This is a genomic window from Porphyromonas sp. C0041D3 (assembly GCF_056590575.1).
This window is the reverse complement of sequence record NZ_JBWPWJ010000001.1, coordinates 1-14,075: the sequence shown is the minus strand read 5'-3', so window position 1 is coordinate 14,075 and position 14,075 is coordinate 1. Positions and strand designations below refer to the sequence as shown.

Annotated in this window: 8 protein-coding genes; 7 read left to right on the top strand and 1 reads right to left on the bottom strand. The window is 53.6% G+C overall.

The features are described 5' to 3' along the window. Nucleotides 1–2 precede the first annotated feature (2 nt). The 7 genes from AC1EKE_RS00040 to AC1EKE_RS00010 all read left to right on the top strand — a co-directional run bounded on the left by AC1EKE_RS00040 (nt 3) and on the right by AC1EKE_RS00010 (nt 13,461). Entirely contained in the window at nt 3–704 is a 702-nt protein-coding gene (locus AC1EKE_RS00040; RefSeq protein ID WP_480307366.1) for a phosphatase PAP2 family protein, read from the top strand. Nucleotides 705–712: 8 nt separating this feature from the next. After that, on the top strand, nt 713–1,819 hold the full coding sequence (locus AC1EKE_RS00035; protein ID WP_480307365.1) for a phosphotransferase enzyme family protein: 1,107 nt from the start codon (nt 713–715) through the stop codon (nt 1,817–1,819). A gap of 336 nt (nt 1,820–2,155) precedes the next feature. After that, nucleotides 2,156–5,455, top strand: a complete 3,300-nt coding sequence (locus AC1EKE_RS00030; protein ID WP_480307363.1) for a protein O-mannosyl-transferase family — start codon at nt 2,156–2,158, stop codon at nt 5,453–5,455. Continuing rightward, on the top strand, nt 5,452–6,396 hold the full coding sequence (gene queG / locus AC1EKE_RS00025) for a tRNA epoxyqueuosine(34) reductase QueG (RefSeq protein WP_480307361.1): 945 nt from the start codon (nt 5,452–5,454) through the stop codon (nt 6,394–6,396). Before AC1EKE_RS00030 ends, queG begins: the two co-directional genes overlap by 4 nt. A gap of 21 nt (nt 6,397–6,417) precedes the next feature. After that, nucleotides 6,418–9,288, top strand: a complete 2,871-nt coding sequence (uvrA, locus tag AC1EKE_RS00020; protein WP_480307360.1) for an excinuclease ABC subunit UvrA — start codon at nt 6,418–6,420, stop codon at nt 9,286–9,288. After that, on the top strand, nt 9,285–11,588 hold the full coding sequence (locus AC1EKE_RS00015) for an ATP-dependent helicase (RefSeq protein ID WP_480307358.1): 2,304 nt from the start codon (nt 9,285–9,287) through the stop codon (nt 11,586–11,588). The genes uvrA and AC1EKE_RS00015 overlap by 4 nt, the downstream gene beginning before the upstream one ends. 31 nt (nt 11,589–11,619) lie before the next feature. Beyond that, complete coding sequence (locus tag AC1EKE_RS00010; RefSeq protein WP_480307356.1) at nt 11,620–13,461, top strand: ABC transporter ATP-binding protein; 1,842 nt, start codon at nt 11,620–11,622, stop codon at nt 13,459–13,461. A gap of 332 nt (nt 13,462–13,793) precedes the next feature. Here the strand turns inward: AC1EKE_RS00010 and AC1EKE_RS00005 are convergent. Beyond that, nucleotides 13,794–14,075 (bottom strand): transposase (locus AC1EKE_RS00005; RefSeq protein ID WP_480307355.1); only part of this gene is annotated, 282 nt, incomplete at its 5' end.

Sequence of the window (14,075 nt, the reverse complement as noted above, 5' to 3'; positions counted from 1 at the left end):
GAATGGTAGAGAATTTAGCCCTGCTGGAGCGAGACTTTTTTCTCTGGCTCAATAGCCCTCACAGTGCCTATTTGGACTCGGTGATGTTCACCTTCTCCGACAAGCGGATCTGGTACTTCTTCCTGATCTTTTTCTTCACGTTGCTTTTTTATCGGCAAAAGGTCAAGGAGTGCCTGTTGCTTATCCTCTTTGTTGCTCTGATGATGGTGATCTCTGACCAGCTCTCATCGGCAGTCTTTAAGCCTTATTTCCAGCGCTTCCGTCCGACCCTTCACCCCTTTACTGAGGATGTCGTCAAGACGGTCATGGGACACTCAGGAGGAGGTCTTTACGGCTTTATCTCCGGTCACAGCACCAACTTTGCTGCCCTTGGGGCCTTCACGATGTTGCTGATGAGGCATAGGGGCTATTCCATAATTATGACGATCGTTGTGCTGACTACGATGTACTCACGCGTCTACTTAGGTGTCCACTTTCTCTCAGACGTCATCGCGGGGTGTCTCTGTGGTACCCTCGTCGGTATTATGATGTACTACCTCTATCGTGAGACGCGCTACAGCTTTTTCAAGATCCCGGATCGGCAGAAGTCGGTCTGCTATATAACTCCTCGCAATAGGATCGATAAGATTGCATTCTCTCTTGTGATCCTATACCTCGCCTTTTGGATCTTAGGGCCTATCGTATACCCCATCTTATATCTCTAAACTTAATTATGACAAAAAACTATCAGACGATACTGGATGCTTTCCCTATCGAGGGAGAAGTGGTTGGCGTAGAGCCTTTTGGAAATGGTCATATCAATGATACTCTACGCGTTACAGTCAAGGACCTTGATGGCGTGGAGCGTATCAAGTATGTCCTCCAGCGGATTAATCATCAAGTCTTCCGGGATGTAGACACCCTTCAGCACAATATATTTACTGTCACTGAGCATATTAGGAAAAAGCTGGAGGCTGAGGGGGATCAGGATGTTGACCGACACGTCTGCACGTTCCTCCGGACTAAAAGCGGTGAACGCTATACCTCTTACGAGGGAGCCTACTGGCGCGTGATGCTCTATATCCCGGGATCTGTTACCGTAGATACAGTCACGCCGGAGTCAGCACGATCTGCCGGGAGGGCCTTTGGACAGTTTCAGAGCCGTCTTGCGGATGTGCCTGAGGGCACACTGGGCGAGACGATCCCCCGCTTCCACGATATGGCATTTAGGCTCAGAGAGCTCTCTGATGCCATCCGAGAAGATCGTGTAGGGAGAGCTGCTGAGGACCGTGTACGGAAGCTCGTCAAGGAGCTGGATGATCGCTCCGATGATATGCTGATCCAGGAGAGACTGTACGAAGAGGGAAAGCTACCTAAGCATATCAATCACTTAGATACAAAGGTGGATAACATCCTCTTCGACAAGGAGTCCGGAGAGGTGCTGACAGTCATCGACCTCGATACCGTGATGCCCGGCTTCATCCTCTCCGATGTCGGAGACTTCATCCGCACTGCTGTGAATACAGGTGCCGAGGATGAGACCGACGAGTCCAGGATCGATGTGGATATGGAGATATTCAAGTCGTATGTGGAGGGCTACATGGCCTCTGCCAGTAGCTTCCTCACCGAGACGGAGATACGACTTATCCCCTACGGCGGTCGTATGATGACCTATATGCAGGCGGTCCGATTCCTGACCGACTACATCAATGGGGATACCTACTATAAGACGGACTACAAGGACCACAATTGGGATCGCGCGTGGGCTCAGTTTGTCTACCTGACTCGCTTAGAGGATAAGGCCAAGGTAATGAGTGACTTTATGTCACACTGGCTGTAAGCGTCTTATTCGCCTGACTGAAAAACCAAGTTCCTCAGTTAAGAGTCACATACATTGGCCCGATGCCATTTTGCAATGGTCTGATAGCGACCACCTCCTCAAGGGCAATTCTTTTACCGGTATTAGTTTTCTCTAATACCGGTAAAAGATTTCACTAATATCGGTATTAGATTTCTCTCAGATCAATATTGGTTTTAGGGGGAGTCCCTGCCCTTGAGTACCCTTTTGTGGTCATTCCTTAGTTGCACGAGCGTTGGCATTCCATAGGGGGCATTGGGCTAAAAATTGGTATTTTTGCAACTGATCGTGATGTCACGATCGGTTGAGAAGATAAGCATGCAACGAAGTAACTATAAGCGCCTGGAGCGTGGTATGAGCTGGCTCGTCTTTGCCATCTCTGCCATCGTCTACTGGGTGACCATGGAGAAGAGTGCCTCGGTATGGGACTGTCCGGAGTTTATCACCACCTTCCATAAGTTAGAGGTGGGACACCCGCCGGGTGCGCCATTCTATATGCTGGCGTACAATGCCTTTGCTGAGCTTTTCCCTGCTCATGGCGATTGGATCGCCATTGCGGGCAATGCCCTGAGTGGACTACTCTCCGGCCTGACGATCCTACTTCTCTTCCGGACGATCAGCCACCTGATTCGGCGGTCCTTTATCCTCCGCACTGCCTCGTGGCGTGAGGAGGCTGAGATACCTGCCGACTATGCGTGGATCGCTCTGGGTAGTGCCCTGGTGGGTTCGCTCACCTACGCCTTCACTGACACATTTTGGTATAGTGCGGTGGAGAGTGAGGTGTATGCCTTCTCGAGTTTCTTCACAGCTCTCGTCTTCTACCTCATACTGAAGTGGGAGGAGACGCGCAATCCGATCAAGGAGGATCGCTGGCTCCTGCTGACAGCGTACCTTATGGGACTGAGTGTGGGTGTGCACCTGCTCAATCTGCTGGCTATCCCTGCGATGGCACTGGTGTACTATTTCAAGCGGACGGAAAAGGCAACGTGGAGGGGTGGACTGGTAGCTACGCTGCTGTCCTTTGTCCTCATCGCAGTGATCCTCTTTGGGATCATCCCGGGTGTGCCGGAGGTGGCGGGATACTTTGACCTCTTCTTCGTCAATACACTTGGTCTCAGCTATAATAGCGGTCTGATCTGCTACGTCCTCGTGCTGGCTCTTGTGATGGGGCTCACCATCTATGCATCGATGAGACGACCCGTGCCGATGACACTCCTCCGGGTGGGCTTCCTCTCCACCTGCATCCTGCTCGGGATCCCATTTATGGGCAGTGGGTGGATCGTCCCTATCATCGTGATCGCTGCCATCGTCTGGTACCTGTGGTACTCCAAGCGGACAGATGCTCACCGGCTAGCTCACCTGACGATGGCGATGGGGCTTCTCTTTGCCGGTATCAGCACTTATGGCGTGATCCTTGTGCGAGCCAATTCGGATATTCCGATGAATCAGAATACTCCTGCTGATGTCTTTGCCCTCCGATACTACCTCTCGCGTGAGCAGTATGGTAGTACCCCCCTCATCTATGGTCAAACCTACGCCTCACTGCCGGAGTACGACGCCCAAGGGCGTCCGGTGACCACTACTAAGGTCACCTATGCCCGGGCGAATAAGCTCTCTCCCGATGATCCCGATCACTATGAGCGTCAGGAGAGTAGTTCGCTGGTCTACCGGAGCGATATGAAGATGCTCTTCCCGCGCGTCTACAGCAATATGATGCCCCACTTCAAGGAGGGGTATGAGATCTGGGGTGAGGTGAAGGGAGAGACGAAGACGGTCAATCAAGCAGGCAAGGCGGAGACAGTGACGCTACCGACCTTCGGGGAGAACCTCCGTTACTTCTTCTCCTACCAGCTCAACTATATGTACTGGAGGTACTTCCTCTGGAACTTCTCCGGTCGGCAAAATGATATACAGGGGCAGGGAGAGCTGACGAAGGGTAATTGGATCACAGGTATCCCCTTCATCGATGGGCTCTTTCTCGGCCCACAGACAGACCTGCCCTCCTTTGTGACCGACAATCCCGGACACAATCGTTACTTCATGCTACCCCTCATCCTCGGTCTCCTCGGACTGATTGCTCAGCTGCTGAGCCGACGTGAGCGGAGTAGGCAAAATTTCTGGATCATCCTCTCGCTCTTCTTTATGACCGGTATAGCCATCGTGCTGTATGTCAATCAGACGCCTTATCAGGTGCGCGAGCGAGACTACTCCTACGCGGGGTCTTTCTACGCCTTTAGTATCTGGATCGGGTGTGGTGTCTTCGGTCTCTATGACCTCATCACCGGGGAGAGAAGCCGGAAGAAGAGTGCTCTGGCTCTCGGTCTGACAGCCCTCTGCCTCCTCGTGCCGACCTTAGTGGCGTGGCAAAACTGGGACGATCACGACCGCTCAGGGCGTCGTCTCGCAGCCGATACGGGGAATAACTACCTCAATAGTTGCGAGCCAAATGGGATCATCTACTGCAATGGAGACAACGATACCTTCCCCCTCTGGTATGCGCAGGAGGTGGAGGGAGTGCGGACTGATCTGAAGGTCTGCAACTCCTCCTACCTGCAGGCGGACTGGTACATCGAGCAGATGAAGAAGCAGACCTACGAGGCGGCTCCAATGCCCATCACCTGGGGGCTGAAGGAGTATGGGGGTGACAAGCGTGGCATCGCTTATGTGGTGCCGGTGATGAAGGATACGCTGGAACTGAGGCACGCACTCGACTTCATCGGCTCCGATGACCCCTCCACTAAGGATATCCCCGGCATTGTGCAGAAGGTGGACTACCTGCCCAGCACCAAGGTGGCTCTTCGCTACGACCCTGAGGAGCTGATACGGCGAGGTATCCTTTACCCAAGCGATACAGCGCTTGTGAAGGGTCCGGTGACGCTGTATGACTTTGCGGGCAAGAGCTATCTCGGCAAGGAGGAGCTGGTCTCCTACGATATGATCGAGGCTAATCGATGGGAGAGACCGATCTACTTCTGCATCACAGTAGGTGAGTCCAATCGCATGGGACTTACCCCTTACTTCCGCCAGACCGGTATGGCCTATCAGGTGCTCCCGATCCGGACTAAGGGAACCTCGAGTGAGGTCGATGTGGATCGGATGTACACCAACGTGATGGAGCGCTTCCGCTGGGCGGGAGCTGATCGCGCAGGGACCTATATGGATGAGAATGCCCGGCGAATGCTGGAAACGTACCGGAGCATGATCTTTGCTCCGCTGGCTAAGGGACTTATAGCCCGTGGTGACTCGATCCGAGCACGGGAGGTGCTGAAGCGATCCAGGACTGCCATCCTCGATGAGGTGGTGCCTCATGGAGCCTCCTCACTTCCCCTCGTGGGAGCCTTCTACGATGCAGGGATGACTGCTGACGCTGAGGAGATCACCTCGCTGATGCTTGATCGTAGCCTGAGAGACCTAGACTGGTTCTTCCGCCTCAGCGACAGGGACTTCATCACCTCTATGCCTGAGATCGAGCGCGAGATCATTGTTGCTGAGGAGCTGATGCGGCTCAATCGCACTCATGGTGGCGGTCTGGAGGCGAAGTATGGCAAGGACTGTGACTACTACAGCAAGGCTTACCTGCAGATATACAACCAGCTCTCCGGGGCATCGAAGCAATGACTCAAGACCTGCGACCGCTCATCCGTGAGGCTGGTAGGGAGTATGGCTTTGATGCAGTAGGCTTTGCTCGGCTCGGCGAGGTGTCGGATGAGCACCAGTCCTACCTCGACCACTGGCTCGAGGAGGGCAAGGAGGCGGGTATGAGCTACATGTCCAAGAATGTCGAGGTGAGGAAGAATCCCATTGACAAGATCCTTCCGGGTGCTCGCTCGGTGATCGTGGTGGCAGCTTCGTATTATCCCTTGAGACAGCAGCCCAAGGAGGCTCCACAGGTGGCTAAGTATGCCTACGGACCGGACTACCACGATGTGCTGACAAAGGCACTAGTGCGCCTTGGCGAAGGGATAAATGATCGTGTGGCGCAACACTCATTTCGCTGCATCTCAGGCAGTGTACCTTTCCTCGAGCGGTATTGGGCGAGCGAGGCGGGTATAGGCTTCATAGGGAAGAATCGCTGTATGATCATCCCAGGGATGGGCAGTTTCTTCTTCCTTGCAGAGATGCTGACGACTCTTGATCTGGAGTCGGAGCATCCGGTCCGTAGACCGCTCTGTGGCTCCTGTCATCGTTGCCTGGACGCCTGTCCGACAGGTGCGCTCTCACCGGAGGGGATGGATGCTCGACGCTGTGTCAGTTACCTGACTGTGGAGCACCACGATGAGGTGTCGCCGGAGCTGAGTCGACGGATGGGGAATAGGCTCTTCGGCTGCGACAGCTGCCAGGATGCCTGCCCTTTTAATCACCGACCACAGCCGACTAAGCTCTTCCCCTCCTACGATACGATCCTCGACCTAAGTCGCGAGGATATCACAGAGATGTCGCTGGAGGAGTACCACAGAATATTTCAGCAAAGCCCTGCCCGCAGAGCTAACTATAAGTGGATGACGCGCAACTGCCGGCTTTGGCTGGAGAATAATCCTCCCACCGACGCTGATAATTGAGTACCTTTGCCCATTATATCTATGAAAGATAAGAGCAAGATAGAGAGCAAGGCTGTAGAGAAAGGGTGGATCGCGGTACAGGGAGCGAGGGAGCATAACCTACGCAACATCTCTGTGTCCATCCCGCGCAATTCCCTAACCGTGGTCACGGGGCTGAGTGGTAGTGGCAAGTCGTCGCTCGCCTTCGATACGATCTACTCAGAGGGTAATCGACGATATCTGGAGACCTTCTCCTCGTATGCCAGAGGCTATATCGGTGACCTGGAGCGACCTGACGTAGATGAGATTACCGGTCTGTCGCCTGTTATCTCCATTGAGCAGAAGACTACTAACAAGAATCCACGCAGTACCGTAGGCACGACCACGGAGATCTACGACTTCCTCCGTCTGCTTTACGCCCGCTGTGCGACCGCCTACTCGCTCAAGACCGGTAAAGAGCTAGTCCACTACTCTGAGGATCAGATCATAGAGCGGCTCCTTGAGACCTATGCCGATCGTAAGGTCTATCTCTATGCTCCGGTCGTACGGACACGTAAGGGGCACTACCGCGAGCTACTCGAGAGCTATCGCAGGAAGGGGTACGTATCTGCACGGATCGATGGCGAGCTGACTAACCTGAAGCCTGGTCTCGCCTTGTCGAGATACAAAAACCACTCGATAGAGATCCTGATCGATAAGCTGAAGGTGGTGCCAAATCAGTCTGAGCGAATCAAGGAGAGCGTCAGGACGGCTCTTAGGATAGGTAAGGGGATCATCCTTGTGCAGGATATGCAGGAGGATGGGCTCAAGCCCTCCTACTACAGCCGTAATCTGATGGACGAGGAAGCGGGAGAGTCGCTCCCGGACCCGGATCCCAATACGTTTTCTTTTAATTCTCCTCAGGGTAGCTGTCCTAAGTGTAAGGGTCTCGGGGTGGTCACCGCTCCGGATCTCTCCAAGGTGATCCCGGACCCGAAGCTCAGCTTGAGAGAAGGGGGGCTGGTCCCGATCGGGAAGTATAAGCGGGGGCTGCTCTTTGCCCAGATGGATGCGATCCTTAAGCACCATGACCTCGATCTTGATACGCCTATAGAGGAGTATCCGGAGGAGTTGATCGATGACGTGCTGAATGGTGTCGACTATCCTCTCTACTATCACACTGAGACCGGTGTCCGTCAGCGGCTGACCGAGTATAATGGTATTGTCTCCTTGCTGGAGAAAATGACGGAGGGGGACTATAATGCTAAGACGAAGAAGTGGGCGGAGCAATTTAGCACCTATGTCCCCTGTCCGCGCTGTCAAGGCAAGCGGCTTCGCAAGGAGGCTTTGGCATTTAAGATTGATGGCAAGGACATCACAGAGATGTCGTCGATGCCGATCCCTGAGCTACTTGAGGAGATCAAAGCGGTCCCGGCAAAGATAGACCGGCAGAGACGTGTCGTCGCTACGGAGATCTGCAAGGAGATCGAGAGCCGTCTCTCATTCTTAGTAGAGGTGGGGCTGACCTACATTTCCTTGGATAGGACCACTTCCACCCTCTCCGGGGGGGAGATGCAGCGTATACGGCTGGCGACTCAGCTGGGAAGCCGCTTGGTGAATGTCCTGTACATCCTCGATGAGCCCTCGATAGGGCTTCATCAGAGGGATAACGACCGGCTGATACGATCTCTTAAGTCGCTACGGGACCAGGGCAATACGATCTTAGTCGTGGAGCACGACCGAGAGATTATGGAGCAGGCCGACTATATCATCGATATTGGTCCCGGAGCGGGACGCAAGGGGGGACATATCGTCTTTAGTGGTACACCTGAGGAGCTGATGAAGACTGATACCCTGACAGCGCAGTACCTAAGGAGGGAAAAGGACATAGAGATCCCCAAGGTAAGGCGGTGCGGCTCAGGTAAGTGCCTTACGTTGCTGGGCGCTAAGGGAAACAACCTGCATGGGGAGCCACTCTCCATACCTCTGGGGACGCTGACTCTGGTGACCGGAGTGAGTGGCTCCGGGAAGAGTACCTATGTCAATGACACCCTTTACCCGGCTCTCTCAAAGCATCTCTACAAGTCTCTCACGGAGCCACTGGCGTATGATAAGATCGAGGGCATTGACCTGGTAGACAAAGTGGTCCAGGTGGATCAGTCGCCCATCGGTCGCACACCAAGGAGCAATCCCGCGACCTATACGGGAGTCTTTACCGACATCCGAAATCTCTTCACGGAGATGCCGGAGGCAAAGATCAGAGGGTACAAGCCGGGCCGCTTCTCCTTTAATGTCAAATGGGGACGCTGTGAGGCGTGCAATGGAAATGGCTATCGCCGGATCGAGATGCACTTCCTCCCCGATGTCTATGTGCCGTGTGAGGTGTGTCGTGGAAAGCGGTACAATCGGGAGACGCTGGAGGTAAGGTACAAGGGGCAGTCTATCTCCGATGTACTGGAGATGACCGTGAATCAGGCGGTGGACTTCTTCGATGGTCAAAGCCGCATCCAGAGTAAGATCAAGGTGCTGCAGGACGTGGGTCTCGGCTATATAAAGCTTGGTCAGTCCTCATCGACTCTCTCCGGGGGTGAGTGTCAGCGGATCAAGCTGGCGAGCGAACTGAATAGACGAGATACCGGCAATACGATCTACTTCCTCGATGAGCCGACGACGGGGCTTCACTTCGAGGACATCAGTATGCTGATGACTATCGTCAATAGGCTGGTGGATCGAGGCAATACCATCGTGATCATTGAGCACAATCTTGACGTGATCAAGACCGCTGACCATATCATAGATATAGGTCCCGATGGAGGTAAGGATGGTGGACACATCATCTTCCAAGGGACACCTGAGGAAATGGTGCAGCGCTGTGACAGCCACACGGCAAAGTATCTGAGAGAGGAATTTAAGGCAGCTGGTAGAGACGTATGATGACGACAAGCGAGGAGCTCTTAGCGACGCTCAATGAAGAACAACGTCAGGCTGTAGAGGATCTCACTCACGACAGTCTGGTGATTGCCGGGGCAGGCTCGGGCAAGACACGCGTCCTGACGACGAAGATAGCCTATATCTTGGCTGAGGGTAAGGCGGGTCCCTCAGAGGTGTTGGCGCTTACCTTTACGAATAAGGCTGCGAGAGAGATGCGCTCCCGTATCGCCACCATCGTGGGAGAGGATCTCTCGCGTATGATCCCTATGGGGACCTTCCACTCCATTTTTGCTCGCTGGCTCCGTGGTTACGGGAAGTATCTCGGATATGATAGCGATTATACCATTTACGACTCAGGTGACTCACGGACTTTGGTCAAGGTCATCATCCGAGATATGAAGCTGGATGAGAAAGACTATCCCCCCAAGAAGGTCTACGGACTCATATCAGCTTGTAAAAATGATGGACTTACTCCCGGTAGCCTCTCGGATAGTGACCCAAGACTACGTCGGATGCCCCGCTTTGAGGATGTCTACAAGGGCTATCTGAGCCGCTGCTTCAGAGCCAATGCGATGGACTTCGATGACCTTCTCATCAATATGCTCCGGTTGTTGAGGCAGCATCCAGAGGTGAGGGACGAGCTTCATAGGAGATTTCGATATATCCTTGTTGATGAGTATCAGGATACCAATTGGGTACAAAATGAGATCGTCAAGCAACTGAAGGGACCAGATACGGTCCTCACGGTGGTAGGCGACGATGCACAGAGCATTTACTCCTTCCGTGGCGCTGTGATCGAGAATATCCTCAGTTTCAGCAATACATTCCCCGGAGCCGTGGTCTATAAGCTCCGGAAAAACTATCGCTCGACCTCCAATATCGTCGACATCGCCAATAGTCTGATCGAGAAAAATCACTTCCGCATCCCCAAGACTGTGGAGGCGATAGCTGGTCAGGGAGAGAAGCTTACCCTCTTCGATGCCTTTAGTGGTAAGTCCGAGGCTGAGCGGGTCGCGGAGATGATCTCCTCCTCCCTCCGGCGTGGGAGATCCCCTGAGGAGGTAGCCATTCTCTACCGTACCAATGCTCAGAGCCGTCTACTCGAGGAGCAGTTGCGCAATTACTCTATCCCTTACAGGATCTATGGTGGGCTCTCCTTCTACGACCGGGCTGAGATCAAGGATGCTCTCGCATACCTACGCCTGGTTATCAATGCCAGTGATGATGAGGCATTCCGGAGGGTCTACAATACTCCTAAGAGAGGGATCGGCGATATGACCTTTTCCACCCTCTCTGATCTGGCTAATAGTCAGCATAAGCCCCTGATGGAGGTGGCTGCAGACCCTGATCTGATGGCAGAGGCTCTTAAGGCGGGACCGATCAAGCGGATCTCCGACTTTGTGGAGCTGATCAATCAGCTACGCGAGGCGGCTAACACCGGGATGACTTTGGCAGAGTATATGAGCCATCTCATCCTCGCCACACGGCTGACTGATATGTATAGCGACGATAGTGTGGAGTCGCTGTCTAAGCTGGACAACCTCAATGAGCTGGTCTCAGCGGTGCAGGAGTATGAGGATGCTCACTACGAGCTCTCTGATGATCCGGTGACCATTGAGGACTTTGTCCGTGATATGTCTCTCTACACTGATGCTGATCAGAAGGAGGACGGCACCCCCAGAGTTACCCTGATGACGATGCACGCCTCCAAGGGACTGGAGTATGAGGAGGTCTACTGTGTGGGGCTAGAGGATCAGCTGATCCCCAGCGACCGATATAGCGAGGAGAAAGACATTGAGGAGGAGCGTCGTCTCCTCTACGTGGCTATCACGCGAGCTAAGGAGAAGTGCATCCTCTCCTACGCTCAGAGCCGTATGACTCATGGTCAGCTGGATTACCAGAGACCGAGCAGGTTCCTCCTTGACTTGGATCCCCGATACCTTGAGGATCATACCGGACTGACCGACTACTTGCCTCGCTCGATAGCTCGAGAGGAGTCTCCGAGGAAGGTAAGCCCCTCAGTGGCACCCTCATCACTGGAGAAGTCCTCGTCCCATATTGATCCCAAGCCCAGGCGTGTTCGCCGAGTGATACGGACGAAAGAGGAGGACAACGAGCCGCTGACCGACCGAGTGAGCGAGGCGGATCTCTGCAAGGGCGACCGCGTAGAGCATCCCACCTTTGGGGTAGGGCAGGTGGAGGGCTTCTCACAGAGTGTCTCCGGGACCAAGGTCCTTGTCACCTTTGACGATGGATCTAGGAAGCAGATGATCCTTAAGTTTGCCAAGCTTCGCAAGATCTGATCGAGCTGCGACTTACTAACGACTTACCCTGATGAAGGACTTTTTTCGAGCATTTAGAAGGTTTCTCCCCAAGTACAAGTGGTATATCTTAGGTAACATAGCCTGCAATGCTATAGCACCGCTGCTAAACCTATTGGCATTCTCTCTCCTGATACCTATCCTGAGGGTTCTTTTCGGGATAGACACCACCGCATACCACTTTGTGCCATGGGACGAGCTGTCGCTCAGCACGCTGATGAGTGGGATCCAGAATAACTTCAATTATGCGGTGACACAGATGATAGGTGCCTATGGTGTCTCTAAGTCTCTACTGGTCTTGGCGCTTTATCTTGTGGCGATCACATTGCTGAAGGTGTCAGTGCAGTATGCTGCCTCATTCTTCATGATACCGGTCCAGACCGGTGTGGTGAGGGATATACGAAATCAGCTCAATGAGAAAGTGCTGGGGCTCAACCTGGCCTTCTTTTCCGGGGAGCGCAAGGGCGACCTGCTGGCGCGTATATCAGGAGATGTCAATGAGCTGCAGCACTCCTTGATCAGTTCGCTTGATATGATGATCAAGAATCCCCTTATCATCCTCGTCTCTCTGATCGCTATGCTGATCATCAGCCCCACGCTGACCCTTTTTGTGATGCTTCTGTTGCCTGTGGCTGGGCTTGTTATGGGGCGGATCGGCAAGAGACTTAAGCGTGACTCCCTTGAGGGGCAGACGAAGTGGGGCTATCTGATCAGCCTCTTTGAGGAGACGCTGGGCGGACTTAGGGTGATTAAGGCTTTTCATGCTGAGAAGCCCATACAAGATCGGTTTGAGAACCAAAACGAGGAGTTTAGGACCATCTCCAGGCACGTCGCCTCTAGACAGGCATTGGCTCATCCCGTGAGCGAATTCCTTGGGACGGTCACCATCGCCGTGGTGCTGTGGTTTGGTGGTACGCTCATTTTCCATAATAGCGTTGGCTTCGATGCCTCCACCTTCATCTACTACTTAGTGATCTTCTACAGCATCATCAATCCTGCGAAGGAGTTTTCCCGCGCCTCCTACGACATACGTAAGGGGATGGCATCCCTCGCCCGCATTGACGAAGTGCTCTCGGCACTCAATCCGATCCAAGACCCTGAGCATCCCCGGGCGATCCGCTTCGAGAGAGAGATCAGATATGATCATGTGTCTTTTCGCTACAATAACTACGACGACCACTGGATCCTGAGGGACGTTGACCTCACCATCCCCAAGGGAAAGACGCTGGCGATCGTGGGGGAGAGTGGCTCCGGCAAGAGCACTTTAGTGGACCTCCTGCCTCGCTTCTATGACGTGGACGAGGGCTCCATACGGATCGACGACACGGACATCAAGGAGCTGAGGATGCACGACCTGAGGATGCTGATGGGTAATGTCAATCAAGAAGCGATCCTCTTCAATGACACCGTCCGGGCCAATGTCGCTTTTGGCAACGAGGATGCATCAGATGAGGAGATCGTGGCAGCTTGCAAGGTGGCCAATGCGGACGACTTTATCAGAGAGCTCTCCGAGGGATACGAGACCAATATCGGTGATCGAGGCAGCAAGCTCTCCGGTGGGCAGCGGCAGCGACTGAGCATCGCGCGCGCCGTGCTCAAAGACCCGGACATCCTGATACTCGACGAGGCAACGTCTGCTCTCGATACCGAGTCCGAGCGACTGGTGCAGGAGGCGCTGGAGCACCTTATGAGAGGACGCACCACTATCGTTATCGCTCATCGTCTCTCCACGATTGTCAGTGCCGATCAGATCATTGTCCTGCACAAGGGAAGTATCGTCGAGCGAGGTACGCACGAGGAGCTGCTGGCTCAGGGGAGATACTACGCTCGCCTCGTCGCTATGCAGAAGCTATAGCTACTTCCTCCTCTACGATCTATTGCCTTTGCTGTGGAGCCCATAAGGGTGTGGTGTCTCATACCCGATGGATAGGTGCTCGATCTAATACCGATATTAGTGAAATCTAATATCGGTATCAGTCTTCTCTAATATCGGTATTAGTGATCACTAATACCGATATTAGTGATTACCTCTTGCCTCGCAGGGTAGGCATGATGGTGCAATGCGCCCTTGCGGGTGCTTCGTTTCCCACTCTTTACAATGAGTTGAGTGGCTTCTTTTGGCTAATTCGCATTTTGATGTGCCGTGACGGGGAGGGGTGAGAGATTACCTTTGTTGAGGGGAGGGCGTCAGGAGAAGTGGAGGGCGACTTGGTAGAGAAAGAAGTCGGTGTTTCTGGCTCCGTAGTTGACGCTGACGAAGCGCTGGAGGTTTTGATTGAGAGCCTCCGCCTTGGCATTGCTCTCCCTGCGGTAGAAGTATCTCAGGATGGGGGTGGAGTTTGACCGGAGGAAAGTTGCGATGTTGCGTACCTCCTCCACCTCACTTTCCATTCCTTCCTTGGTGATGAGCATAAGATCTGCCTCCTTTATCTTGTACTTCCGATCGCTGTACCGCGGTCGGATCGGCTC